This window comes from Variovorax sp. Varisp46, assembly GCF_059491885.1.
The window spans coordinates 6031800-6057651 of sequence record NZ_CP168515.1; the positions used below are offsets into that span (position 1 = coordinate 6031800).

A 25852-nucleotide genomic window follows, 5' to 3' on the forward strand; every position below is an offset into this window, starting at 1 on the left:
AAGCCCTTACGCGATGGCAATGCCCACCTTGGCACCCGCCGCGACGATCTCCCCCCACGTCGCCTCATCGACCCAGATCCCGTCCCGCCGCCGCGCAGCCCGCGCCTTGCGCTCCGGTTCGCCGGCAATCTGCACCTCGTCGAAGCCCTGTCCCGGCGGGCTCTGCCGCAGCCATTCGACGAACTCCCGCGCCTCCTGGTCGAACGAAGTCTGCGTGCCCAGGCGTGCCGGGTCGATCAGCACCGTCAGCATGCCGTTGAGCACCGTGCGGGCCGTGTCGGCCGGCCGGTGCCATGTGCCACCGCCCGTGAGTGCACCGCCCAGCAGCTCGCACGCCACGGCCATGCCGTAGCCCTTGTGCTCGCCGAAGGTCATGAGCGCGCCGAACAGGCCGTTGCCCTGCGGCACGACCACCACGCCGGGGTCGTTGGTCGGTGCGCCGTTCTCGTCGATCAGGTAGCCGTCGGGTACGCGCTCGCCCTTGTTGTGCGCCACGCGCATCTTTCCCTGCGCGACGCGGCTGGTCGCGTAGTCGAGCACGAAGGGGGCCGCGCCCGCGAGCGGAATGCCGATGCAGCACGGGTTGGTGCCGAAGCGCCCGTCGCCGCCGCCCCAGGGCGCGACCACCGGACGCGACAGCACATTGACGAAGTGCATCGACACCAGTCCCTGCGCCGTCGCCATCTCGGCGAAATGCCCGATGCGCCCCAGGTGGTGCGCATGCGAGAGCGTGAAGATGCAACTGCCGTGCTGCTTCGCCCGCGCAATGCCGAGCTCCATCGCCTGCACGCCGACGATCTGGCCATAGCCGTGCTGGCCGTCCAGCCCCATCAGCGTGCCGATGTCGAGGTTGACGCGCACGGCGGCGTTCGGCTTCAGCCCGCCCTCGGCCACCGCGTCGACGTACCGTGGCAGCATGCCCACGCCGTGCGAGTCGTGGCCGCTGAGGTTCGCCAGCACGAGGTTGGCGGCCACCTGTTGTGCTTCGGCCGGCGTGCTGCCTGCGGCTTCGAGGATGCGGGCGACGGTGGCTTGCAGGCCATCGGCCTCCAGTGTTCTGGACATGGATCAGACTCCCTTCGCGTTCAGCGTGATGGCATAGAGCGACGTGGTCGCACAAATGAAAAGGCGATTGCGCTTCGGCCCGCCGAAGCAGACGTTGGCCACGCGTTCGGGCAGCAGGATCTTGCCGAGCAGCGTGCCGTCGGGGTGGTAGGCGTGCACGCCATCGAGCGCGCTGGTCCAGATGCGGCCTTCGGTGTCGAGGCGGAAGCCGTCGAACAGGCCGCTGGTGCATTCGGCAAACACTTCGCCGCCGCTCAGGGTGCGGCCGTCGGCGCCCACCTTGAAGCGGCGAATGTGCCGCGGCCCGTCCGCCGCATGGCTCGCGCCGGTGTCGGCGATGTACAGCAGCGATTCGTCGGGCGAGAACGCCAGCCCGTTGGGCTTCACGAAGTCGTCGGCCATGCGCTCGACCTCGCCGCTCGCGGGGTCGATGCGGTAGACGTGGCAGGCGCCGATCTCGCTGTCCGCCTTCAGGCCTTCGTAGTCGGAGAGGATGCCGTAGCTCGGGTCGGTGAACCACACGCCGCCGTCCGAATGCACGACCACGTCGTTCGGTGAATTGAGCCGCTTGCCCTGCCAGTGCGAAGCCAGCACGGTGATCGATCCGTCGTGCTCTGTGCGCGTCACGCGCCGCGTGAGGTGCTCGCAGCTCACGAGCCGGCCCTCGCGGTCGACCGTGTGGCCATTGGCGTTGTTCGACGGCTCGCGGAAGACGCCGACCGTGCCGTTGACCTCGTCGTAGCGCAGCATGCGGTTGTTGGGAATGTCGGACCACACCAGCGTGCGGTGCGCGCCGAACCAGGCGGGGCCTTCGCACCAGCGCGCACCGGTCCACAGGCGTTGCACCCGCTCGGGGCCGGGAATGCAGGTCTTGAAGCGAGGGTCCAGGTGTTCGAAGCCGGTGCCGTCGAGGAAGCCGAAGGGGAGTGTGGCCATGGGGTTCCTTGTCGATGGATTCACATCACGGCGCCGACCTGCCACGGAACGAACTCGTTCTGCCCGTAGCCGTGCTGCTCGCTTTTCGATTGCGCGCCCGAGGCGGTCGCGAGCACCAGTTCGAAGATTCGCTGGCCCATCTCCTGGATCGACGCGGCGCCGTCCACGATCTCGCCGCAGTTGATGTCCATGTCTTCTTCCTGCCGCTGCCACAGCGCCGAGTTGGTCGCGAGCTTGAGCGAGGGGGAGGGCGCGCAACCGTACGCCGAGCCACGCCCGGTCGTGAAGCAGATCAGGTTGGCGCCGCCGGCCACCTGGCCCGTGGCGCTCACCGGGTCGTAGCCCGGCGTGTCCATGTAGACGAAGCCGTGCGCGGTGACGGGCTCCGCGTATTCGTACACCGCTTCGAGGTTGCTCGTGCCGCCCTTGGCGACCGCGCCCAGCGACTTCTCGAGGATGGTGGTGAGCCCGCCTGCCTTGTTGCCCGGCGAAGGGTTGTTGTTCATCTCGCCCTCGTTGATGGCGGTGTAGTGCTCCCACCACTTGATGCGGTCCACCAGCTTCTGGCCGACTTCGCGCTTCACGGCACGGCGCGTCAGCAGGTGCTCGGCGCCATACACCTCGGGCGTTTCGCTGAGGATGGCGGTGCCGCCGTGCGCCACCAGCAGGTCGACCGCCGCGCCCAGCGCCGGGTTGGCGCTGATGCCCGAGTAACCGTCGGAGCCGCCGCACTGCAGCCCGATGGTGATGTGCGCAGCGCTGCATGGCTCGCGCTTCACCGCGTTGGCGCGCGGCAGCATCTCGTTGATGAGCGCCACGCCTTTCTCCACCGTCTTGCGCGTGCCGCCGGTGTCCTGGATGTTGAAGGTGCGGAAGTTCTCGCCCTCGGCCAGGTGGCCGGTCGCGAGCCAGGCGTTGATCTGGTTGGCCTCGCAGCCGAGCCCGACGACCAGCACGCCCGCGAAGTTCGGGTGCGTGGCGTATCCCGTGAGCGTGCGCTCCAAAATCTGCATGCCCATGCCCTCGGTGTCCATGCCGCAGCCGGTGCCGTGCGTGAGCGCGACCACGCCATCGACGTTCGGGAACGCCGCAAGTGCTTGCGGATTGGTCTTGCGCGAGAAGTGATCGGCAATGGCGCGCGCGGCCGTGGCCGAGCAGTTCACGCTGGTCAGCACGCCGATGTAGTTGCGCGTGGCCACGCGGCCGTCGGCGCGCTTGATGCCCATGAAGGTGGCCTCGCGCTTGGCGGGCGCGGGCTTCACGTCGGCGCCGAAGGCGTAGTCGCGTTCGAAATCTCCCTTGTCCGGACCCATGTCGAGGTTCTGCGTGTGCACGTGCTCGCCGGCGGCGATGGGCTTGCTCGCGAAACCGATGATCTGGTTGTAGCGGCGCACAGGCTCGCCCGGCGCGATGGCGCGCATGGCGATCTTGTGGCCCGGCGGGATCAGGCCGCGCACGGCCACGTTCTCGACGACGGTGCCGCCGAGCAGTTGCGAGCGCGCGATGACGACGTCATCGGCGGGGTGGAGTCGGATGTAGGGAGTCATCGTGAGTGTCTGCCGGCGCTTGTTTGTTTGTCAGGAGGCCTTGGTGCGGCGCCAGCTCGCGCTGAACCGCTGGTGGAACTTGTCCATGTGATGGTGCATTGCGTCGCGCGCCGCGGCCGGATCGTGCGCCGCGATGGCGTCGAGGATGGCTTCGTGCTCGCCGATGGCGGCCTGCCACGAGTCCATGGTCTCGAAGTAATCGATCATCCGGGCGAAGATCGGCCCATGCCGCGACTCCCAGAAGCCCTGCACCGTCTCGGTCAGCACCACGTTGTCGCACGCGTTGACGATGGCCAGGTGGAAGGCGCGGTCGCCCTCGTGCGGCACCTCGTTGCGTGCAGCCATCTCGCGCATCATGCGGATCGCGCGGCGCATGGCGTCCACGTCCTTGCGCTTGCCGTACTGGGCCGCGGTGGCGGCGGTCTCGCCTTCCACCAGGCGGCGCGCGCGGATGATTTCGAGCGGGCCCCATTCGACGCCGGCTGCGCCGTTGGCTGGCGGGGCCGCTCGGTGCGACCTGTCGAGCACGTACACGCCCGAGCCGGTGCGGATCTCGACCCAGCCTTCGACCTCCAGCGCAATCAGCGCCTCGCGCACCGAAGGCCGGCTCACGCCCAGCTGCGCGGCCAGGTCGCGCTCGGCGGGAATGCGCGCGCCCACCGCGAACTCGCCCTTGCCGATGAGCACGCGCAGCTGCTCGGCAATCTGGCGGTAGAGGCGCTGGGGTTCGAGGGTCTGGATCGGCACGGGAACGAAAAGAGGAAATCGAACGGGTTAAGGGTTGTCCTGAATTGGACAAGTGGTAAGGCCAATTCAGAATACGATACACCGCCCGGATCAACATCGGGCCTAACCCGAGGAGACACCCATGAGATTGAAGGGAAAGACCGCGCTGGTCACCGCCGCAGGCCAGGGCATCGGCCGTGCCAGCGTGCTCGCCATGGCGGCCGAAGGCGCGCAGGTCTGGGCCACCGACGTCAACGAAAAGCTGCTCGAACGCTACGCCGGCATGCCCAACGTCACGGCGCTCAAGCTCGACGTGCTCGACAAGGCCGCCATCGGCGCGCTGGTGGCGAAGCTGCCCGCGCTCGACGTTCTCTTCAACTGCGCGGGCGTGGTGCACAACGGCACCATCGAGCAGGCCACCGACGACGAGCTGCTGTTTGCCTTCAGCCTCAACGTGCGCGCGCAGATGTGGACCATCCAGGCCGTGCTGCCCGGCATGCTGGCGGCCGGGCGCGGCAGCATCATCAACATGGCGAGCGTGTGCTCCAGCATGAAGGGGCTGCCCAACCGCTTTGTCTACGGCACCACCAAGGCGGCGGTGCTGGGCCTTACCAAGAGCGTGGCGGCCGACTACGTGGCCCGGGGCATCCGCTGCAATGCCGTGTGCCCGGGCACGGTCGATACGCCTTCGCTCGGCGACCGTATCAACGCCAACGCCGACCCCGATGCCGCCCGCAAGGCCTTCATCGCGCGCCAGCCCATGGGCCGGCTCGCGCAGGCCGAGGAGATCGCGCCGGTGGTGGTGTTCCTTGCGAGCGACGAATCGATCTTCGCTACCGGACAGGCCTTCACGGTCGACGGCGGCATCACCATATGACCCGCTCGACTTCGCGGGCCACCGCTGCGGTCTTCGACCTCTCCAGTGGCCGCTCCACGTATTGATTCAATGCACTGAAAGGAAAGCATGAAACTCGTCCGCTATGGCAACCCCGGCAAGGAAAAGCCCGGCCTCATCGACGACAAGGGCCAGCTGCGCGACCTGAGCGCGGTCGTCAAGGACATCGGTCCCGACCAGCTCGGCGATGCCGCCATTGCCAAGCTGCGCAAGCAGAAGCTCGACAAGCTGCCGCTGGTCAAGGGCAAGCCTCGTTTCGGCAGCCCCGTGGCCAACGTCGGCAAGTTCATCGCCATCGGCCTCAACTACGCGGACCACGCGGCCGAGTCCGGCCTGCCGGTGCCCAAGGAGCCCGTGGTGTTCATGAAGGCCAACAGCTGCATCCAGGGGCCGAACGACCCCGTGATGCTGCCCAAGGGCTCTGTCAAGACCGACTGGGAAGTCGAGCTCGGCGTGGTCATCGGCACGCGCGCCCGCTATGTGTCGCAGAAGAGCGCGCTCGACTATGTGGCCGGCTACTGCACCATCAACGACGTCAGCGAGCGCGAATACCAGATCGAGCGCGGCGGCACCTGGGACAAGGGCAAGGGTTGCGACACCTTCGGCCCGCTCGGCCCCTGGCTCGTCACGCGCGACGAAATCGAGAACCCGCAGAAGCTCTCGATGTGGCTCGACCTGAACGGCCAGCGCGTGCAGACGGGCAGCACCAGGACCATGATCTTCAGCGTCGCCAAGATCGTGAGCTACGTAAGCCAGTTCATGACCCTGATGCCCGGCGACGTCATCACCACCGGCACGCCGCCCGGCGTGGGCATGGGCATGAAGCCGCCGTTGTTCCTGAAGAAGGGCGACGTGATGACGCTCGGCATCGAAGGCCTGGGCGAACAACGCCAGGAAGTGATTCCCTTCAAGCTCTGAGCACCGTTCTCTGAGATCATCCGGCGGATGAAGACGCCGCCGGACCATCGCTCGCAGGTCTTTGGAACGCCCTGGCAGGGCGTCCATGCCACCGCGATGGACAGTGCCCGCCACTACGGCCGGCACTGGCATTCGACCTACGGCGTCGGCCTGCTCGACCATGGCGCGCAAAGCTCGGCCAGCGGCCGCGGCAAGGTCGATGCCTATGCGGGCGACCTGATCACCACCAACCCCGGCGAAGTGCACGACGGCCGGCCGCTCGGCGGCCCGTCGCGCCGTTGGCGCATGGTGTATTTCGATGCGGCCGTGATGGCTGGCATGCGCGAAGGCGTTGTGGACGCCGGCATCGAATTCACGCGGCCCGTGCTCCAGGACGTGCGGCTGCTCCACACGCTGCGCCGCCTGTTCGCCCGCCTCGATGAGTGGCGCTGTGCCACGGCCAACGCCGCAGGCGCCGAGGCGCTGGCCTGCGAAGAATCGCTGGCCGAAGTCTGCGGCGTGTTGCTCGACGCCCATTCCACCGCCGTTGCGCTGCCCGAGATCGGTGGTGATGTGCGGCTGGTGCGCGAGCGCCTCGCCGACGACTTGCTCGCCGCGCCCACGCTCGACGAACTCGCCGCGATGACCGGCCTCGGCAAGTACCAGGTGCTGCGGCGCTTCGAGAAGGCCTATGGCGTGCCGCCCCACGCGTGGCTGCTGCTGCAGCGCGCCGAACGCGCACGCGGCCTGATCCGCCGCGGCACGGGCCTCGCGGACGCCGCTGCTGCAAGCGGCTTCGCGGACCAGAGCCACATGACGCGCATCTTCGCGCGCCAGTTCGGCTTCACGCCCGGTGCGTGGCAGAGGACGTGCGGCCTGCCGTAGCGTTCAGCGCAGCACGCGGATCAGTTCGTCGTACACCAGTCGCACGCGCGCCGGCACCGGCGCGCGCTGCGAGCGGTACACATAGATCGGCCACGGCTGCGGCGCGTCGGCTTCGAGCACCGGCACCAGCGCGCCCGATTCGAGCCAGGGCTCGGCCAGTGCCCCGATCAGCTGGGCGAAGCCCAATCCCGCGAGCACCGCGGCGCACTCGGTGTCGAAGTCGTCGGTAACGAAGGCCGGCGACGTCACCGTCAGTTGCCGGCCCTTGCTGAAGACCAGCGGCCAGGGGCGGCCCGACTTGCGGTCGATCAGTGCGGTGAGCGGCAGCGCCGCGAGCGCGTCCAGCTTCTTCGGCACGCCGGTGCGCGCGACGAGTGCGGGCGCGGCCACCACGTGCAGCGCCATCCTTCCCACCGGCCTCGCAACGAAGCGTGCGTCGCGCAGCGGGCCCACGCGCACGCCGATGTCGATCTGCTGGTCGACCACGTCGGCATGCTCCTCCGACACGCGCAGGTCCAGCACCAGCCCGGGGTGTGCCGCGAGCATCGGCGCCAGCGCCTGCGGAATGAGCCGGCGTCCGAAGATGCCCGGCGCAGTGACACGCACCGTGCCCGCATGTTGCGACAGCGCGCGCCTGTCGGCGCGGTGAAAGAGGTCGTCCACGCCGCCCACTGCCACGCGCGCCCGCTCTGCGAGCTGCCGGCCGAAGTCGGTGAGCTGTACGCCGCGCGTGCTGCGGTGGAACAGCGGTTCGCCCAGTTCGTCTTCGAGCTCGCGCACCGCGCGTGTCACCACCTGCGGCGACACCGACAGCCGCACCGCGGCGTCTCGGAAGTTGGCGGCATCGGCGGCGGTGCAGAACACGCGCAAGGCTTCGAGGCGGTTGGACATGGACTGTTCCTTATTGAGGAATTCTGAAGTCGGAAGAATTTCATATACGGGAACGAGAGGATTTTCCACACTGCATGCACTTCTTCAAAACACCCGAAAGGAATTTCCATGACCTCCGTTCAAGACAACATCAAGGGCAAAGTCGCCATCGTCACCGGCGCGAGCAGCGGGCTCGGCGAATCGACGGCGCGCCACCTTGCCGCGCGCGGCGCGAAGGTGGTGCTCGCGGCGCGCCGCACCGACCGGCTCGACAAGCTCGTCGCCGAGATCCGCGAAGCCGGCGGCGAGGCCATCGCCGTGGCGACCGACGTGTCGAAGCGCGCCGAACTCGACAAGCTCGCTACAGCCACCATCGAAGCCTTCGGCCGCATCGACGTGCTGGTCAACAACGCGGGCGTGATGCCGCTGTCGCCGCTCGAGAAACTCAAGGTCGACGAGTGGGACCGCACCATCGACGTCAACATCAAGGGCGTGCTTTACGGCATTGCCGCCGTGCTGCCGCGCATGCAGGCGCAGGGCGGCGGGCACATCGTCAACGTCGCTTCCATTGCGGGGCTGAAGGTGTTCACGCCCATCGGCACGGTGTACAGCGCCACCAAGCATGCGGTGCGCGCCATCTCCGAGGGCCTGCGTGTGGAGGTGGGCAACAGCGGCGTGCGCGTGACCATCGTGTCGCCCGGGGCGGTCGATTCGGAGCTGAAGTTCGGCAGCAGCGATGCCGAGAGCGCGGCTGGCGTGAAGGCGTTCTACGACGCCAACCAGATCCCCGCGGATTCGGTGGCGCGCGCCGTCGTCTACGCGGTGGAGCAGCCGGCGAACGTGGACATCAACGAAGTCGTGTTGCGGCCGGTGTCGCAGGAATTCTGAAAGGAAGTGGCCGGGACGGGGCCGCGACGGCCCCATTCCGCGTCAATTAACCTTCAACCGTTGAAGGTCTCTTGTGGCCGAAAGTGCAAAGCCCTGCAAAATAGAACGACCGTTCGTTTTTGCAGGGAAATTCCACGATGTCCGCCACAGCCGTTTCCGCCAAGCCCGTTCGCGCCGCCCAGAAGGGCCAGCAGACCAAGGCCGTCATCGTCGACGCCGCGCTGGCGCTGGCCGCGCAGATCGGGCTGGAGGGCCTGTCGATCGGCGCCGTGGCCGAAATCACCAAGATGAGCAAGTCGGGCGTGTTCGCCCACTTCGGCTCGCGCGAGGAACTGCAGATCTCGGTGGTGCGCGAATACCACGCGCGCTTCGAGCAGGAAGTGTTCTTTCCCGCCCTCCAGGCGCCGCGCGGCCTGCCGCGCCTGCGCGCCATGTTCGCCAACTGGATGAAGCGCACCTCGACCGAGATCGACTCGGGCTGTATCTACATCAGCGGCGCCTCCGAATTCGACGACCGCCCGGGTCCGGTGCGCGACGCGTTGGTCGAGTCGGTCAGCATCTGGCAGGCCGCCGTGCTGCGCGCCATCGTGCAGGCACAGAGCGAAGGCCACCTGCGCGCCGACGCCGACGAGCGCCAGGTGGCGTTCGAGATCCACGGCCTGATCCTCGCGCTGCACTACGAGGCGCGCTTTCTTCAGGTGCCCGGCTCCATCGGCCGCGCCAACGTCGGCTTCGACAACATCCTCGCGCGCAGCGCCACGCCCGACGCGCCGAAGGCCGGGGCCACTGCGCCGGCGAGCCGCCGCCTCAAGACCGTGCGCTGAGGCTCGCGGCCTGTCCTCTTTTCTGTTTTCCCCTTTTTCTTTTTTCTATCTAGCTTCGACCAGGAGAGTCCCGGATGCCTACCTACAACCCACCCGTGCGCGACATGCAGTTCGTGCTGCATGAAGTGCTCAACGTCGCCGAGGAACTCAAGGTGCTGCCGGCCCACGCCGAAACCGACGCCGACACCATCAACGCGGTGATCGAGGAGGCCGGCAAGTTCGCTGCCGAGGTGACCTTTCCGCTGAACATCAGCGGCGACGAAGAGGGCTGTGTGCTCGACAAGACCACGCACGAAGTGAAGACGCCCAAGGGCTTCAAGGACGCCTATGCCAAGTACGTCGAAGGCGGCTGGCCTGCGCTGTCGTGCGACCCGGCCTTCGGCGGCCAGGGCCTGCCCTTCGTGGTGAACCAGTGCCTGTTCGAGATGCTCAACAGCGCCAACCAGGCCTGGACCATGTACCCCGGCCTCTCGCACGGCGCGTACGAGGCGCTGGTGGCGCACGGCACCGACGAACAGAAGAAAACCTACCTGCCCAAGCTCACGAGCGGCGAGTGGACCGGCACCATGTGCCTCACCGAACCCCATTGCGGCACCGACCTCGGCCTGCTGCGCACCAAGGCCGAGCCGCAGCCCGACGGCACCTACCGCATCACCGGCAGCAAGATCTTCATCTCGGCCGGCGAGCACGACATGACCAGCAACATCATTCACCTGGTGCTGGCCCGCCTGCCCGATGCGCCCAAGGGCAGCAAGGGCATCAGCCTGTTCGTGGTGCCGAAGTTCAAGGTCAAGGCCGACGGCTCGCTCGGCGAGCGCAACCCGATCTTCTGCGCCGGCCTGGAGCACAAGATGGGCATCCACGGCAACGCCACCGCGCAGATCGTGATCGAAGGCGCCACCGGCACGCTGGTGGGCGAGCCCAACAAGGGCCTGGCCGCGATGTTCGTGATGATGAACGCCGCCCGCCTGGGCGTGGGCAACCAGTCGCTCGGCCTGACCGAAGTGGCCTACCAGAACGCACTGGCCTATGCGAAAGACCGCGTGCAGATGCGCTCGCTCTCCGGCGTGAAGGCCAAGGACAAGGAAGCCGACCCCATCATCGTGCACCCCGACGTGCGCAAGATGCTGCTCACGGCCAAGGCGTACGCCGAAGGCGGCCGCGCGCTGCAGATCTTCTGCACGCTGCTGCTCGACAAGGAACACAACCACCCTGACGAGAAGGTGCGCAAGGACTCGGGCGAACTGGTCGCGCTGCTGACCCCCATCGTCAAGGCCTTCATCACCGACAACGGCCACATTTCCACCAACGCCTGCATGCAGGTGTTCGGCGGCCATGGCTTCATCAAGGAATGGGGCATGGAGCAGTTCGTGCGCGACAACCGCATCAACATGATCTATGAAGGCACCAACACCATCCAGTCGCTGGACCTGCTGGGCCGCAAGGTGCTGGGCAACAACGGCGCGTCGCTGAAGAAGTTCGGCAAGCTCGTGGGCAAGCTGGTGGAAGAAGAGGGTGTGAACGAGAAGATGGCCGAGTTCATCAACCCGATCGCGATGCTGGGCGACCAGCTCACCAAGTTCACCACCGAGATCGGCTTCAAGGGCTTCCAGAACCCCGACGAAGTGGGCGCCGCCGCCGTCGACTACCTGCGCGTGGCCGGTCACTTCGTGTTCGGCTACCTGTTCGCCCGCATGGCGCAGGTCGCGCTGCGCGAGATCGCCGCCGGCAACACCGATCCGTTCTACGTCGCCAAGCTGCAGACCGCGCGCTTCTACTTCGCCAAGCTGTTCCCCGAGACCGCGACGCTGATGCGCACCGCGCGCGCCGGCAGCAAGGTGCTGATGGACACCGACGCGGCGCTGGCCTGAAGCAAGCCCTTTGCCTTTTCCTTCACTTCGCCGGGAGACACGCATGAAGAAAACATTCGCCGCCGTTCTGTTCGCAGTCACGGCAGCCTCGGCCATGGCCCAGGTCACGCCGGTCGGCCTGTGGCGCAACGTTGACGACAAGACCGGTGAGGTCAAGGCCGAGATCCGCATCGATGAACCCAACGGTGCGCTGCTCGGCCGCATCGAAAAGGCACTGGGCAAGGACGCCAAGCCCGGCGCCACCTGCGACGAATGCGGCGACGACCGCAAGGGCAAGCCCATGGTGGGCCTGGACATCATCCGCGGCGGCAAGAAGGCCGAAGGCAAGGAAGTCTGGGAAGGCGGCAAGATCCTCGACCCCGAGAACGGCAAGGAATACCGCGCGAGCTACACGCCCGTCGATGGCGGCAAGAAGCTCGAAGTGCGCGGCTACCTGGGCCCCTTCTGGCGCACTCAAACCTGGAACCGCGTTCCTTGACCCACCCCCGTAGCTGCTCACTTCGTGTAGCAGCCTCCCCCTCAAGGGGGCAACACCAGCGGCCCGGCAAAGCCGGTTCCGCGGTGTTCCCCGAACTGATTCAGAACTTCGAAACCCCGCTATGTCCCGATTTCAAGTGAAGAAGGTCGCCGTGCTCGGCGCCGGCGTGATGGGCGCGCAGATTGCGGCTCACCTCGTCAACGTGCGCGTGCCCGTCGTGCTGTTCGACCTGGCCGCAAAAGACGCGACCGGAGCTGTCGCTCAAGGTGCGGCGAAGAACGGCATCGTCACGCGTGCCATCGACAACCTCAAGAAGCTCAAGCCCGCGCCGCTCGGCGACGTGGCCGATGCGGGCCTGATCGAACAGGCCAACTACGAAGACGACCTTGCCAAGCTCGGCGAGTGCGACCTCGTCATCGAAGCCATTGCCGAGCGCATGGACTGGAAGCTCGATCTCTACAGGAAGATCGCGCCCCACGTTGCCAAGCATTCGATCCTGGCCTCGAACACCTCGGGCCTCTCGATCGCCAAGCTCAGCGAGGCACTGCCCGAAGCGCTGAAGCCGCGCTTCTGCGGCATCCACTTCTTCAACCCGCCGCGCTACATGTTCCTGGTGGAGCTGATCAACACGCCCACCACGCAGCCGCAGGTGCTCGACGACCTCGAAGCCTTCGTCACCAGCACGCTGGGCAAGGGTGTGGTGCGCGCGCACGACACGCCCAACTTCATCGCCAACCGTGTCGGCATCGCCGGCATGCTGGCCACGCTGAAGGAAGTCGAGAAGTTCGACTTGACGCCCGATGTGGTGGACGACCTCACCGGCAAGAAGCTGGGCCGTGCGAGCTCGGGCACCTTCCGCACCGCCGACGTGGTGGGCCTCGACACGATGGCCCACGTCGTGAAGACGCTGCAGGACAACCTGAACGCCGAGAGCGATCCGTTCTACGCCAACTTCGCGACGCCGCCGGTGCTCGCCAAGCTGCTGGAGCTGGGCAACCTGGGCCAGAAGACCAAGGCCGGCTTCTTCAAGAAGGCCGGCCGCGACATCCTGCGCTTCGACTTGAAGAGCGGTGAATACGTGCCCGCCGGCGCCAAGGCCGACGAGGTGTATGGCCGCATGCTGAAGAAGCCCGCGGGCGAACGCCTGAAGCTGCTGCGCGAGAGCGAAGGGCCCCAAGGCCAGTTCCTCTGGGCCATCCTGCGCGACGGCTTCCACTACGCCGCAGTGCACCTGGGCGACATCGCCGAGAGCGCGCGCGACATCGACTTCGCCATGCGCTGGGGCTTCGGCATGAAGCAGGGCCCGTTCGAGCTGTGGCAGGAAGCCGGCTGGGCGCAGGTCGCCAAGTGGGTGCAGGAAGACATCGACGCCGGCAAGGCGCTGAGCGGCGCACCGCTGCCCAAGTGGGTGTTCGAAGGCCCGGTGGCCGAGGCTGGCGGCGTGCACACGCCCGAAGGCTCGTGGAGCGCATCGCAGAACAAGTTCGTGCCGCAGCGCAGGCTGCCGGTGCATGACCGCCAGCTGTTCCCCGAGAGCGTGCTCGGCGCGAACGCAGCCGATGCCAACACCGCCGGCACCACCATCAGCGACGAAGGCGACGTGCGCGTGTGGACGCTGGACGGCGAAGTGCTCATCGCCAGCATCCATTCGAAGATGCACGCCATCAGCCCTGACGTGGCCGAGGCGCTGGGCGCCGCAGTCGACCTGGCCGAAGCCGAATACAAGGGCCTCGTGATCTGGTCGCCCGATGAGATGTTCTCGGTCGGCGCCGACCTGCAGGCGATGCTGCCGGCCTTCGTGGTCGCGGGCATCGGTGCAGTGGAGGGCGCCGAGCAGGAACTGCAGAACGTGATGCTCAAGATCCGCTACGCCAGCGTGCCGGTGATCTCCGCGGTGCGCGGCATGGCGCTGGGCGGCGGCTGCGAGCTGGCCATTCACTCGGCCAAACGGGTCGCAGCAATGGAGAGCTACATCGGCCTGGTCGAAGTCGGTGTGGGCCTGATCCCCGGCGCAGGCGGCCTGACCTACATCGCGCGCCGCGCGGCCGAGAACGCTTCGGCCTCCACCGGCACCGACCTGCTGCCCTTCCTCACCGAAGGCTTCACTGCTGCCGCAATGGCGAAGGTGGGCACTGGCGCGCTTGACTCGAAGAAGCTCGGGTATTTGCTCGACAGCGACGTGATCGTGCCGAACAAGGACGAGCTGCTGTACGTGGCGCTGCAGCAGGCCAAGGCCATGGCCGACGCCGGCTACCGCGCACCGCTGCGCCGCAGCTTCCGCGTGGCGGGCCGCAGCGGCGCCGCGACGATCAAGGGCCAGCTCGTGAACATGCGCGACGGCGGCTTCATCAGCGCGCACGACTTCCACATTGCCAGCCTGATCGCGAACGTGGTCACCGGCGGTGACGTGGACGCGGGCTCGCTCGTGACCGAGGAATACCTGATGACGCTGGAACGCAAGGCGTTCTGCTCGCTCATCGTGCATCCCAAGACGCAGGAGCGGATCATGGGGATGCTCAGCACCGGCAAGCCAGTGCGCAACTAAGGACAGATTTCATGAGCAAGCAAGTACAAGACGCCTACATCGTCTCCGCCACCCGCACCCCCATCGGCAAGTCGCACCGCGGCTATTTCCGCAACTACCGCCCCGACGACCTGCTGGCCACCACGCTGCGTGCCGCATTGGCCGCCGTGCCCAGCCTCGACCCCAAGGCCATCGAAGACATCATCTGCGGCTGCGCGATTCCCGAATCGCAGCAGGGCCTGAACGTCGCGCGCATCGGCGCGGTGCTGGCGGGCCTGCCGACCAGCGTGGGCGGCATCACCGTCAACCGCTTCTGCGCCTCGGGTCTGTCGGCCGTGCAGATGGCGGCCGACCGCATCCGCGTGGGCGAGGCCGACGTGATGATCGCAGCCGGTGTCGAAAGCATGAGCATGGTGCCGATGATGGGCAACTCGCCCTCGCTGTCGCCCTCGATCTTCGAGCGCGAAGGCGACGTGGGCATCGCCTACGGCATGGGCCTCACGGCCGAGAAGGTTGCGCAGCAGTGGAAGGTGAGCCGCGAGGCGCAGGACGAGTTCGCGCTCGCCTCGCACCAGAAGGCGCTGGCCGCGCAGAAGGCCGGCAAGTTCGCCGACGAGATCACGCCCATCGAAGTGACCGATCGCACGCCGAACCTGGAGACAGGCGAGTCGATTGCCAAGACCCGCACCGTGAACCTCGACGAAGGCGCGCGCCCCGACACCAGCCTCGAAGGCCTGGCCAAGCTGCGCACCGTGTTCGCCGCGCGCGGCACCGTCACGGCCGGCAACAGCTCGCAGACCTCGGACGGCGCCGGCGCGCTGATCCTCGCGAGCGAGAAGGCGGTGAAGCAGTACGGCCTCACGCCGCTCGCGCGCTTCGTGAGCTTCGCGAGCAAAGGTGTGCCGCCGCACATCATGGGCATCGGCCCGATCGAGGCGATTCCGGCCGCGCTGCGCTATGCCGGCCTGAAGCACGAGGACATCGACTGGTTCGAGCTCAACGAAGCCTTCGCCGCGCAATCGCTTGCGGTGATCAACACGCTGGGCCTCGATCCGTCGAAGGTCAACCCGATGGGCGGTGCGATTGCGCTGGGCCATCCGCTCGGTGCCACCGGCGCCATCCGTTCGGCGACCGTGGTGCATGCGCTGCGCCGCGAGAACCTGAAGTACGGCATGGTCACGATGTGCGTGGGCATGGGCCAGGGTGCCGCGGGAATCTTCGAGCGCGTCTGATCGGCAACGCGCAAGACACCGGGACGAGCGTCGAGGCAACGAAGGAGACAACCTCATGCAGATGCAGCAGCTTGCAACCGATGGTGGTCGTACGCAATTGGCCGTGCGAACGTACGAGCCGGTCGGCGCACCGCGCGCCAGCATCGTGATCGGTGGCGCGATGGGCGTGCGCCAGTCTTTCTACGAGCCCTTCGCGCGATGGCTCGCGCAGCAGGGCCTGCGCGTCTGGACCTTCGACTACCGGGGCTCGGGCGACTCGCGCGGCAATGCGCCGCTGCGCGGCTTCAAGGCCGACTTGCTCGACTGGGCTTGCGACTACGAATCGGTGATCGACGCAGCCAAGGCGGCGCTGCCCGGCCAGCCGCTCTACCTGCTGGGCCACAGCCTCGGCGCGCAGCTGCCGGGCTTCCTGCAGCGTCCCGGGCAGGTCGACGGCCTCGTCAGCATCGCCGCGGGCAGCGGCTACTGGCGCGAGAACGCGCCGAAGCTCAAGCGCAGCATCCTCTACTTCTGGTTCGTGCTCGTGCCGCTGGTCACGCGGCTGTGCGGCTACTTTCCGGGCCGCCGGCTGAAGAAGGTCGGCGACCTGCCGCGCGGCGTGATCCTGCAATGGCGGCGCTGGTGCCTGAACCCGCGCTACAGCGTCGGCGCGGAAGGCGAGGCGGCACTGCGCAGCTACGGCCGCGTGCGCTTCCCGGTGCTCGCGCTGTCGATGACCGACGACGAACTCATGACGCTCGCCGGCACCGAGAGCCTCGTGAGCTTCTATGCCGGCGCGCCAAGCGCGGTGGAGCGCATCGCGCCGGCTGACGTGCAGGCCCGGCGCATCGGCCACTTCGGCTTCTTCCGCGAGCAGTTCAGCCAGAGCCTCTGGCCGAGCACGCTCGACAAGCTGCATCGGCTGGCGTCGCTTACTGCGCTGCAGCACGCCAACGTCCCGCACACGACTGCGTGACGCCATCCACCGGAGGCACACTGCCGATCATGACGACGAGCACGCACCCCTTCGACAAGGCCCTGGCGATCCACCACAGCGACATCCGCGTGGGGCACTTCACGGGCATGACCAGCCCCGACTACTGGAACATGGTCGGCCCTTTCGGCGGCACCACCGCGGCGCTGGCGCTGCAGGCGGTGCTGAAGCATCCCGACCTGCTCGGCGTGCCGATCGCGCTCACGGTGAACTACGCGGCGGCGCTCGAAGCCGGCGCGTTCGACATCCAGGCCACCGCCGTGCGCACCAACCGCTCGACGCAGCACTGGACGGTGCAGATCACGCAGGCCGGCCCCGGCGCAGCGCCGAACATGACGACCACCGCCACCGTGGTGACCGCCGTGCGCCGCGAGACCTGGAACGGCAACGACCTGCCGATGCCCGAGGTGCCGCGGCCCGAGATGGTCGAGCGCATGAGCATTGGCCCGTCGGGCGTGGCGTGGATCGGCCAGTACGAGATGCGGCCGATCAGCGGCAGCATTCCTTCGAAATGGGACGGCAGCGGCCATCACAGCGAGAGCCGGCTCTGGGTGCGCGATGCGCAGCAACGCGCGCTCGACTTCGCCTCGCTCGCGGCCATGAGCGACCTGTTCTTCCCGCGTGTGTGGTTGCGCCGCGCCACGCGGGTGCCGGTGGGCACGGTGTCGATCACCACGTATTTCCATGCCGATGCGGCGCAGCTGGCCGAGGTCGGCACGGGTTACCTGCTCGGCAGCGCGACGGGGCAGCAGTTCAGCAGCGGCTTCTTCGACCAGGCTGCGCAGCTCTGGAGCGAAGGCGGCACGTTGCTCGCCACTTCCAACCAGATCGTTTACTACAAGGAATGACCGTCATGGCGCTCACCAAGGCTGCACTCATCGTGGGCGCGGGCGACGCTACCGGCGGCGCCATTGCCCGCCGCTTCGCGCGCGAAGGCTTCGCCACCTGCGTCACGCGGCGCAGCCTCGACAAGCTGCAGCCGCTGGTGGCGCAGATCGAGGCCGACGGCGGCCGCGCACATGCCTTCGCCTGCGATGCGCGCAAGGAAGAGGAGGTGGTTGCACTCGTCGAGCAGATCGAGTCGACGGTCGGGCCGATCGAGGTGATGGTGTTCAACATCGGGGCCAACGTGCCCGAGAGCATCCTGAGCGAGACCGCGCGCAAGTACTTCAAGGTGTGGGAGATGGCCTGCTTCTCGGGCTTTCTCAACGGGCGCGAGGTGGCGAAGCGGATGGTGGCGCGCGACATGCCGGAAGGCGGGCATCGCGGCACGATCATCTTCACGGGCGCGACGGCTTCGCTGCGTGGCGCGGCGAACTTCGGCGCCTTCTCGGGCGCCAAGATGGCATTGCGCGCGCTGGCCCAGTCGATGGCGCGGGAGCTGGGGCCGCAGGGCATTCATGTGGCGCATGTGGTGGTCGACGGCGCCATCGACACCGAGTTCATCCGCAGCAACTTCCCCGAGCGCTATGCACTGAAGGACAGTGACGGCATCCTGAACCCGGACCACATCGCCGACAGCTACTGGATGCTGCATTCGCAACCGCGCGATGCATGGACGCACGAGCTCGATCTGCGGCCCTGGTCCGAGAAATTCTGAGATGACGGGCGCAGGGGAGTACCCGGTGGCCGGTGCACGCGCCCCCGAACACAAGCGTCCGACAAGGAGACACCCATGACCAAATCCGTCGACTTCTACTTCGACTTCGGCAGCCCCGCCGCCTACCTCGCCGCAACGCAGCTGCCGCACGTATGTGCTGACGCAGGCGCCGAGCTGGTGTGGAAGCCCATGCTCCTGGGCGGCGTGTTCCAGGCCACGGGGAACCATTCGCCCGCCGAGATCAAGCCCAAGGGCCCGTACATGACCGTCGACCTGCAGCGCTTCGCGAAGCGCTACGGCGTGCCCTTCGTGCACAACCCGCATTTCCCCATCAACACGCTGCTGCTGATGCGCGGCGCCACCGGCATCCAGATGAAGGAGCCGGCGCGCTTCGGTGCGTATGTCGACGCGGTCTTCCACGCGATGTGGGTCGAGCCGAAGAATCTCAACGACCCGGCAATCGTCGGCGCCGTCTTGCAGAATGCGGGCTTCGACGCCGCGGGCCTGCTCGCGCTGGCCGGCGCGCAGGAAACCAAGGACCGCCTCAAGGCCGTCACCCAGGAAGCCGTGGAGCGCGGCGTGTTCGGCGCTCCCACCATGTTCGTCGGCAGCGAGATGTTCTGGGGGCAAGACCGCCTCGATTTCGTCCGCGAAGCCCTTTGCGCCTGATCGCGGCGCCAATCCCTTTATTCAAGGACCATTCCCATGAGCGACATCCTCGTCCACACCGAAGCCGGTGTGATGACCCTCACTTTCAACCGCGTCGACAAGAAGAACTCGATCACCAGCGGCATGTACGCCGAACTGGCCGATGCGCTGGCCGCCGCCGAGAGCGATGCGGCCGTGCGCTGCGTGCTGATCCAGGGCGATCCGACCATCTTCAGCGCGGGCAACGACATCGGCGACTTCCTCAACGGCCCGCCGTCGACGCAGGAATCGCCGGTGTTCCGCTTCCTGCGCGGCATCGCAACCTTCCCCAAGCCCATCGTCGCGGCCGTGTGCGGCCCGGCCGTGGGCATCGGCACCACGATGCTGTTCCACTGCGACCTCGTCTATGCGGGCGACAACGCCGCCTTCTCGATGCCCTTCGTGAACCTCGGCCTGTGCCCCGAAGCGGCGTCGAGCCTGCTGGTGCCGCAGATGCTGGGCTACCACCGCGCGGCCGAGGCGTTGCTGCTGGGCGAGCCCTTCATGGCCGAGGCCGCGCTGGAGGTGGGCCTGGTCAACCGCGTGGTGCCGCCGACCGAGGCCAACGCCATCGCGCAGACGCAGGCCCGCAAGCTCGCCGCCAAGCCGCTGAGCGCGCTGGTGGAAACCAAGCGCCTGCTGAAGAAGGCGCAGATGCCTGCCGTGCTGGAGCGCATGGGCGAAGAGGGTGCGAGCTTCGGTCGCATGCTGCGCGAACCGGCGGCGCGCGAGGCCTTCGGCGCGTTCATGGAGAAGCGCAAGCCGGACTTCTCCAAGGTCTGACGCGCTTCCCGGGCCGGGGCCTGCATACGTACACTGCGCGGCGTGCAAGAGAAAAGAACCCTCGCGACGCCCGGCCCGCAGGCAAACGACGCTACTGAAAAAGTAGCATTCCGCTTCTCGCGCCGGCGTACTTTCGGTTTGCTGGCAGGTGCCCTGGCGGCCCCTTCACTGGCCTTGGCGCGGGTGCGACCGCTGCGCATCGGCGTCATCGGTTCGTGGTCCGGCCCTTATGCGGGCGGTGGCCGGCAGTTCGATGCCGGCATGGCCGTCTGGCTGGCGGCGCACAACCAGAACATCGCGGGCCGGCCGGTCGAACTGCTGCGGCGCGACGTGCCCGGCAGCGCGCCCGACCAGGCGCGCCGCCATGCGCTGGACCTCGTGGAAAGCGAGCGTGTCGACCTGCTGGCGGGCCTGGATTTCAGCTCCAACGCCTATGCCGTGGGCAGCGTCGCCACGCAGGCGAAGCTGCCGCTGGTGGTGATGAACGCAGCCTCCTCGGGCATCACGGCGCGCTGCCCGTTCGCGGTGCGGGTGTCCTTCACCATCGGGCAGGTCACGCTGCCGCTGGCGCGCTGGGCGCTCCAGCAAGGCTTGCGCGACGTCTGCACCGTGGTGGCCGACTACGCCTCGGGCGTCGATGCCGAAAGCGCCTTCGTATCGGGCATCACCGCGGGTGGAGGCCGGGTCGGCGCGATGCTGCGGGTGCCGCTGGCCACGCTCGACTACTCGGCCTACATGCTGCGGCTGCGCGAACTCAAGCCACAGGCGGTGTTCTTCTTCCTGCCGTCGGGGCAGATGCCGGCCACCTTCCTGAAGTTCTGGCGCGACCGCGGCATGGCCGACGCCGGCATTCGCCTGCTCGCGACGGGCGACGCCACCGACGACCACTACCTTGAGGGTATCGGCGAGCTGGCCGATGGGCTCGTCACCAGCCACCACTATTCATTCGCGCACGAGTCGCCGGCCAACCGCCGGTTCACGTCGGCGTTCCAGGCGGAGTACGGCGATCACCTGCGTCCGGGATATTTCGCCGTCGCGGCCCACGATGCGCTCGCGGCCATCGACGCGGCGATGGCCTCGCCCGTGGCGCACGGTGGCGCGGTTGGCGAGCGGCTGGTGGACGCGTTCCGGGGCGTGCGGCTCGACAGCCCGCGCGGCCCGATAGAGATCGACGCGCACACGCGGGACATCGTGCAGACGGTGTACATCCGCCGCGTCGAGCGCCGCGAGGGGCGCTGGGTCAACCGCGAGTTCGAGCACTTCGAGCGCGTACGCGATCCGGGCGTCTGAACTCGTTCAGGGCTGCTGCTCGATCACTCGCGGACGGCCGTTGTCGTCGATGGCCACGTAGGTGAAGGTAGCCTGCGTGACCTTGATGTACTCGCCCTGGGCGCGGAAGCGCTCGGCGAAGACTTCGACGGTCACCGTGACGGAGGTGCGCCCGATGCGCACCAGCTTCGAATAGAACGAAAGAATGTCGCCCAGCCGCACCGGCTGCTTGAAGATGAATTCGTTGACCGCCACCGTCGCCTGCCGGCCCTTGGCGTAGCGCGCCGGAATCACCGAGCCGGCCAGGTCGCACTGCGCCATGACCCAGCCGCCGAAGATGTCGCCGTTGGCGTTGCAGTCCGCCGGCATCGGAATGACCTTGAGCACCAGCTCCATGTCGGTGGGCAGGCTTTTGAGGGTGGCCGCGGCGGCGGCACTGGAAGTATCTGACATGGGCACAATCTGGAACAAACAAGCAACCACGATTGTCCTCCATGCGCCGCAGCGGCGAAGCCCTTCCTTCCCCCCACACAGCCGGCGGCCACCCGCCGGCGCGCAGTGACCGTTCCGACTGGGCGACGCTGCGCCGCCTGTTTCCCTACCTCTGGCAGTACAAGTGGCGGGTGGCCGCGGCGCTGGCCTTCATGGTGGGCGCCAAGGTGGCCAACGTCGGCGTGCCGGTGCTGCTGAAGAACCTGGTCGACACGATGACGCCCAAGCCCGACATGGCACAGGCGCTGCTCATCGTGCCCGTCGGGCTGCTGCTGGCCTACGGGCTGCTGCGCTTCTCGACCTCGCTCTTCGGCGAGCTGCGCGAGCTGATCTTCGCCAAGGCCACCGAGGGCACGGCCCGGCAGATCGCGCTGGAGGTGTTCCGCCACCTGCACGCGCTGAGCCTGCGCTTCCACCTGGAGCGCCAGACCGGCGGCATGACGCGCGACATCGAGCGCGGCACGCGCGGCGTGCACTCGCTGATCTCGATGTCGCTCTACAGCATCGTGCCCACCATCATCGAGCTGGTGCTGGTGCTCACCATCCTGGGCGTGAAGTTCGATTCGCTCTTCGTCTGGATCACGGCGGCCGCGCTGGTGCTGTACATCACGTTCACCGTCACGGTGACCGAGTGGCGCACGCAGTTCCGCAAGACCATGAACGAGCTCGACTCGGTGGCGCAGAGTCGCGCGGTCGATTCGCTGCTGAACTACGAGACCGTCAAGTACTTCAACAACGAGGACTTCGAGGCCGGCCGCTACGACGCCAGCCTTGACCGCTACCGCAAGGCCGCCATCAAGAGCCAGCGCACGCTGAGCATGCTCAACACCGGCCAGCAGGCGCTGATCGCCATCAGCCTGGTGCTGATGCTGTGGCGCGCCACCTCGGGCGTGGTCGACGGGCGCATGACGCTGGGCGACCTGGTGATGGTCAACGCCTTCATGATCCAGCTCTACATTCCGCTGAATTTCCTCGGCGTGATCTACCGCGAGATCAAGCAGAGCCTGACCGACCTCGACAAGATGTTCGTGCTGATGGAAAAAGAGCGCGAGGTGCGCGATGCGCCCGGCTCGCAGCCGCTGGCCGGCGCCGACGCCACCGTGCGCTTCGAGGACGTGAGCTTCGCCTACGAGCCCGCGCGGCCCATCCTCAAGCACGTGAGCTTCGAGATTCCGGCCGGCAAGACGGTGGCCGTGGTCGGCCCCTCGGGCTCGGGCAAGTCGACGCTCGCGCGGCTGCTCTACCGCTTCTACGACGTGCAGCAGGGCCGCATCACCATCGGCGGCGAGGACATCCGCGCAGTCACGCAGTCGAGCGTGCGCCGCGCGATCGGCATCGTGCCGCAGGACACGGTGCTCTTCAACGACACGGTCGAATACAACATTGCCTACGGCCGCCCCGGCGCCACGCGCGAAGAGGTGGAGGCCGCGGCCCGCGCCGCGCGCATCCACGACTTCATCGTGGCCACGCCCAAGGGCTACGAAACGACGGTGGGCGAGCGCGGCCTCAAGCTCTCCGGCGGCGAGAAGCAGCGCGTGGCCATCGCGCGCACGCTGCTGAAGAACCCGCCGATCGTGATCTTCGACGAGGCCACCTCGGCGCTCGACTCGGCCAACGAGCGCGCCATCCAGTCGGAGCTCAAGAGCGCCGCGCAGGACAAGACCACGCTGGTCATCGCGCACCGGCTGTCGACGGTGGTTGACGCGCACGAGATCCTGGTGTTGGAGTCGGGCGTGATCGTCGAGCGCGGCACGCACGCCGAGCTGCTCGCGAAGCAGGGCCGCTACGCGCAGATGTGGGCCTTGCAGAAGAGCGAAGCGGCACCGCTGATGTAGCGCGATCATCCATTTCATTTTTTCGTTCAGGAGTTCCCACGTGTCGACCAAGATTCCCCTGCTGGTGCTCAACAGCCTGTCGAGCGCCCACCAGGCCCAGATTGCCGAGGTCTACGACATGACCTATGCCTTCGGCGACGCGCAGCGCGCGGCTGCCATTGCCGAGCACGGCAACAAGTTCCGCGCGGTGCTGACCATCGGCGTCATCGGCATCACGCCCGAGGAAATCGCGGCCATGCCGGCCGTGGAGCTGATCTGCTGCATGGGCGCGGGCTACGAGGGCGTGCCGCTCGAAGCCACGCGTGCACGCGGCATCGCCACGGCCAACGGCGCGGGCACCAACGACGACTGCGTGGCCGACCACGCCTTCGGCCTGCTGATCGGCATCGTGCGCGAGTTCCGCAAGCTCGACCGGCTGTGCCGCGAAGGCGTGTGGCGCGAGGCCATTCCGCAGCCGCCGAACGTGTCGGGGAAGAAGCTGGGCATCCTGGGGATGGGCACCATCGGGCAGAAGATCGCGAAGCGGGCGGCGGCGTTCGACATGGAGGTGGGCTATCACAACCGCAAGCCGAAGGAAGGCGCGACGCACCGCTACTTCGACGACCTGAAGTCGCTTGCCACATGGGCCGACTTCCTCGTACTGGCCGCGCCGGGCGGCCCGGCTACGAAGCACCTGGTCAATGCCGAAGTGCTCGACGCGCTCGGGCCGCAGGGCTACCTGGTGAGCATCGGGCGCGGCAGCGTGGTCGACACCGAGGCGCTGGCGGCCGCGCTGCGCGAGAACCGCATCGCCGGTGCCGGCCTCGACGTGTACGAGAGCGAGCCGAAGCGGCCCGAGCCGCTGATCGGCCTCGATAACGTGCTGCTGACACCGCACATGGCCGGCTGGTCGCCCGAGGCGACGCAGAAGTCGGTGGACCACTTCCTCGCGAATGCCGAAGGGCACTTCGCGGGGCGTGGCGTCCTCACCCCCATCTGATGCCTTGCTCCTTCCCCCTCTGGGGGAAGGTTGGGATGGGGGCGGGCAGGGCGCTCGATGGAGGCGCCGCTTGCCCCCACCCCAGCCCTCCCCCAGCGGGGGAGGGAGTCAAACCAATACTGGGGGGCGATGGGCGGCCCAGCCGCATGCCTGGTCGTACGCATGCCCAAGCCGCAGCACATCGAGGTCCGCATGGATAGGCCCCGCCAGCTGCAGCCCCATCGGCAGCCCGCCTTCGCCGAAGCCGGCGCGCACATTCAAGGTCGGCAGCCCGGCCAGCGTGAAAGGCGTGACGATCTCCATCCAGCGGTGGTACGTGTCGCTCGCCACGCCAGCGACTTCCTTCGGCCAGTGCATTTCCGCGTCGAACGGAAACACCTGCGCGGTCGGCGCCAGCACGAAGTCGAAGCGTTCGAACAGCTTCAGGAACGCGCGATACACGTTCGACCGGTACACCGAGGCCTGGTAGAGCGAGGCCGCATCCAGGTGACGGCTCTGCTCGATCTCCCATTGCGCCTCCGGCTTGAGCTGCGCGAACAGCTTCGGATCGCTCAGGTAGGCGCCCAGCTTGCCGCCCACCAGCAACTGCCGCAGGCGCAACCAGGCGCTCCAGTTGTGCTCGCGCGGCACGTCGAGCGTGCAGGGTTCGACCTCGCAGCCGATGTCGCGGAAGGTGCCGTGCGCTTTCTCGCCCAACTCGCGGATGCCCGGCTCCAGCGGCAGGTCGGGCCAGATGCTGCCCAGCCAGCCGATGCGCAGGCCTTTGCCGTCGCCTTCGAGTTGCAGTTCGTCGGCCGAGGGCAGGGCGTGCGGCGACGACAGCGGCACGCGTCCGTCGAAGCCCGCCTGCACGGCCAGCAGCCGCGCGGCGTCTTCCACGGTGCGCGCCATCGGGCCTTCGCAGCCCAGCTGCTGGAAGAACAGTTCCTCCTCGGGGTTGCCCGGCACGCGTCCGCGCGAGGGGCGCATGCCGATCACGTTGTTGAAGGCGGCAGGGTTGCGCAGCGAACCCATCATGTCGCTGCCGTCCGCCACGGGCAGCATGCCCAGGGCCAGCGCCACCGCGGCGCCGCCGCTGCTGCCGCCCGCGCTGCGATCGGGCGCGTAGGCGTTGCGGGTGATGCCGAACACGGTGTTGTAGGTGTGCGAGCCGAGCCCGAACTCGGGCGTGTTGGTCTTGCCGATGACCACGGCGCCGGCCGCCCTGGCGCGTGCCACGTGCAGGCTGTTGGCCCGCGCGGCGGAGCGCGGCGACAGCGGCGAGCCCATGGAGGTCGGCAGGCCGGCGGCGTGGCTGAGGTCCTTCACCGCCAGCGGAAAGCCGTCCATCCAGCCGCGGCGCTCGCCGCGCGCCAGCTCGGCGTCGCGCTCGTCGGCCTCGGCCAGCACCTGCTGCGGATCGCGCGACGACACGATGGCGTTGAAGCGCGGGTTCAGCGCTTCAATGCGGGCCAGCGAGGCCTGCATCAGCTCGCGGCAGGACACGTCGCGCGCGGCGATGCGGCGGGAGAGTTCGGTGGCGCTGAGTTCGAGCAGGTCGGCTGAAGGCATGGCGAGTGCGGGAAAAGGAGGGGGCGCCCAGTATGGCGCGGCGCT

At 67.7% G+C, this 25852-nt stretch carries 24 protein-coding genes; 17 read left to right on the plus strand and 7 right to left on the minus strand.

Annotation, left to right across the window (positions count from 1 at the left end):
* Positions 1-6: 6 nt before the first annotated feature.
* Genes ACEN9N_RS28410 through ACEN9N_RS28425 form a run of 4 tightly spaced genes read right to left on the minus strand, consistent with a single transcriptional unit; the run spans position 7 to position 4295 of the window.
* Positions 7-1065 (minus strand): malate/lactate/ureidoglycolate dehydrogenase, encoded by a 1059-nt coding sequence (locus ACEN9N_RS28410; protein ID WP_495655057.1) that lies wholly within the window; start codon positions 1063-1065, stop codon positions 7-9.
* A gap of 3 nt (positions 1066-1068) precedes the next feature.
* Positions 1069-2001: an SMP-30/gluconolactonase/LRE family protein gene (locus ACEN9N_RS28415; RefSeq protein ID WP_495655058.1), complete on the minus strand. Its 933-nt coding sequence runs from the start codon at positions 1999-2001 to the stop codon at positions 1069-1071.
* A gap of 20 nt (positions 2002-2021) precedes the next feature.
* The gene (locus ACEN9N_RS28420; protein WP_495655059.1) at positions 2022-3548 is read right to left on the minus strand and encodes a UxaA family hydrolase; all 1527 of its coding nucleotides are present in this window, start codon (positions 3546-3548) and stop codon (positions 2022-2024) included.
* Positions 3549-3578: 30 nt separating this feature from the next.
* Positions 3579-4295, minus strand: a complete 717-nt coding sequence (locus tag ACEN9N_RS28425; RefSeq protein ID WP_007839003.1) for a FadR/GntR family transcriptional regulator — start codon at positions 4293-4295, stop codon at positions 3579-3581.
* Between the two features lie 121 nt (positions 4296-4416).
* On the opposite strand from ACEN9N_RS28425, the gene ACEN9N_RS28430 reads away from it, so the two are divergent.
* The 3 genes from ACEN9N_RS28430 (at position 4417) to ACEN9N_RS28440 (ending at position 6951) form a co-directional block, all read left to right on the plus strand.
* Positions 4417-5151 carry an SDR family oxidoreductase gene (locus ACEN9N_RS28430; protein ID WP_007839005.1) on the plus strand — a complete coding sequence of 245 codons (735 nt, stop codon included), beginning with the start codon at positions 4417-4419 and terminating at the stop codon, positions 5149-5151.
* Between the two features lie 87 nt (positions 5152-5238).
* Entirely contained in the window at positions 5239-6087 is an 849-nt protein-coding gene (locus tag ACEN9N_RS28435) for a fumarylacetoacetate hydrolase family protein (protein WP_007839007.1), read from the plus strand.
* A 27-nt stretch (positions 6088-6114) separates the two neighbouring features.
* On the plus strand, positions 6115-6951 hold the full coding sequence (locus ACEN9N_RS28440) for an AraC family transcriptional regulator (RefSeq protein ID WP_495655060.1): 837 nt from the start codon (positions 6115-6117) through the stop codon (positions 6949-6951).
* A 3-nt stretch (positions 6952-6954) separates the two neighbouring features.
* Here the strand turns inward: ACEN9N_RS28440 and ACEN9N_RS28445 are convergent, their stop codons facing one another.
* Positions 6955-7842 (minus strand): LysR family transcriptional regulator, encoded by an 888-nt coding sequence (locus ACEN9N_RS28445; protein WP_413316094.1) that lies wholly within the window; start codon positions 7840-7842, stop codon positions 6955-6957.
* A gap of 108 nt (positions 7843-7950) precedes the next feature.
* Between ACEN9N_RS28445 and ACEN9N_RS28450 the strand changes: the two genes are divergently transcribed.
* The 12 genes from ACEN9N_RS28450 (at position 7951) to ACEN9N_RS28505 (ending at position 20971) form a co-directional block, all read left to right on the plus strand.
* Positions 7951-8709 (plus strand): SDR family oxidoreductase, encoded by a 759-nt coding sequence (locus ACEN9N_RS28450; protein WP_495655061.1) that lies wholly within the window; start codon positions 7951-7953, stop codon positions 8707-8709.
* A gap of 137 nt (positions 8710-8846) precedes the next feature.
* Positions 8847-9533, plus strand: coding sequence for a TetR/AcrR family transcriptional regulator (locus ACEN9N_RS28455; RefSeq protein WP_495655062.1), 687 nt, complete (start codon positions 8847-8849; stop codon positions 9531-9533).
* 74 nt (positions 9534-9607) lie between these two features.
* Complete coding sequence (locus tag ACEN9N_RS28460; RefSeq protein WP_495655063.1) at positions 9608-11404, plus strand: acyl-CoA dehydrogenase C-terminal domain-containing protein; 1797 nt, start codon at positions 9608-9610, stop codon at positions 11402-11404.
* Positions 11405-11447: 43 nt separating this feature from the next.
* Positions 11448-11882 (plus strand): DUF2147 domain-containing protein, encoded by a 435-nt coding sequence (locus ACEN9N_RS28465; RefSeq protein WP_495655064.1) that lies wholly within the window; start codon positions 11448-11450, stop codon positions 11880-11882.
* 121 nt (positions 11883-12003) lie between these two features.
* Positions 12004-14427, plus strand: a complete 2424-nt coding sequence (locus ACEN9N_RS28470) for a 3-hydroxyacyl-CoA dehydrogenase/enoyl-CoA hydratase family protein (RefSeq protein ID WP_495655065.1) — start codon at positions 12004-12006, stop codon at positions 14425-14427.
* 11 nt (positions 14428-14438) lie between these two features.
* Complete coding sequence (locus ACEN9N_RS28475; RefSeq protein WP_495655066.1) at positions 14439-15638, plus strand: acetyl-CoA C-acyltransferase; 1200 nt, start codon at positions 14439-14441, stop codon at positions 15636-15638.
* A 55-nt stretch (positions 15639-15693) separates the two neighbouring features.
* The gene (locus ACEN9N_RS28480; RefSeq protein ID WP_495655067.1) at positions 15694-16593 is read left to right on the plus strand and encodes an alpha/beta hydrolase family protein; all 900 of its coding nucleotides are present in this window, start codon (positions 15694-15696) and stop codon (positions 16591-16593) included.
* 29 nt (positions 16594-16622) lie between these two features.
* Entirely contained in the window at positions 16623-17459 is an 837-nt protein-coding gene (locus tag ACEN9N_RS28485; protein ID WP_007834081.1) for an acyl-CoA thioesterase, read from the plus strand.
* 5 nt (positions 17460-17464) lie between these two features.
* On the plus strand, positions 17465-18211 hold the full coding sequence (locus ACEN9N_RS28490; protein WP_495655068.1) for an SDR family oxidoreductase: 747 nt from the start codon (positions 17465-17467) through the stop codon (positions 18209-18211).
* A 75-nt stretch (positions 18212-18286) separates the two neighbouring features.
* Positions 18287-18880 (plus strand): 2-hydroxychromene-2-carboxylate isomerase, encoded by a 594-nt coding sequence (locus ACEN9N_RS28495; RefSeq protein WP_413316101.1) that lies wholly within the window; start codon positions 18287-18289, stop codon positions 18878-18880.
* 36 nt (positions 18881-18916) lie between these two features.
* Entirely contained in the window at positions 18917-19681 is a 765-nt protein-coding gene (locus ACEN9N_RS28500; RefSeq protein WP_413316102.1) for an enoyl-CoA hydratase, read from the plus strand.
* Positions 19682-19864: 183 nt separating this feature from the next.
* Positions 19865-20971: an ABC transporter substrate-binding protein gene (locus tag ACEN9N_RS28505; protein WP_042673490.1), complete on the plus strand. Its 1107-nt coding sequence runs from the start codon at positions 19865-19867 to the stop codon at positions 20969-20971.
* Between the two features lie 6 nt (positions 20972-20977).
* On the opposite strand, the gene ACEN9N_RS28510 is transcribed toward ACEN9N_RS28505, so the two are convergent.
* Positions 20978-21403 carry an acyl-CoA thioesterase gene (locus ACEN9N_RS28510; protein ID WP_007834091.1) on the minus strand — a complete coding sequence of 142 codons (426 nt, stop codon included), beginning with the start codon at positions 21401-21403 and terminating at the stop codon, positions 20978-20980.
* A gap of 41 nt (positions 21404-21444) precedes the next feature.
* Here ACEN9N_RS28510 and ACEN9N_RS28515 point away from each other — a divergent pair, with 41 nt between their 5' ends.
* Together ACEN9N_RS28515 and ACEN9N_RS28520 are read left to right on the plus strand one after the other, a co-directional pair.
* On the plus strand, positions 21445-23277 hold the full coding sequence (locus ACEN9N_RS28515) for an ABCB family ABC transporter ATP-binding protein/permease (protein WP_495655069.1): 1833 nt from the start codon (positions 21445-21447) through the stop codon (positions 23275-23277).
* Between the two features lie 40 nt (positions 23278-23317).
* Positions 23318-24256, plus strand: coding sequence for a 2-hydroxyacid dehydrogenase (locus tag ACEN9N_RS28520; protein WP_413316105.1), 939 nt, complete (start codon positions 23318-23320; stop codon positions 24254-24256).
* A gap of 108 nt (positions 24257-24364) precedes the next feature.
* Here the strand turns inward: ACEN9N_RS28520 and ACEN9N_RS28525 are convergent, their stop codons facing one another.
* Positions 24365-25807 carry an amidase gene (locus ACEN9N_RS28525; RefSeq protein ID WP_495655070.1) on the minus strand — a complete coding sequence of 481 codons (1443 nt, stop codon included), beginning with the start codon at positions 25805-25807 and terminating at the stop codon, positions 24365-24367.
* Between the last annotated feature and the right edge of the window lie 45 nt (positions 25808-25852).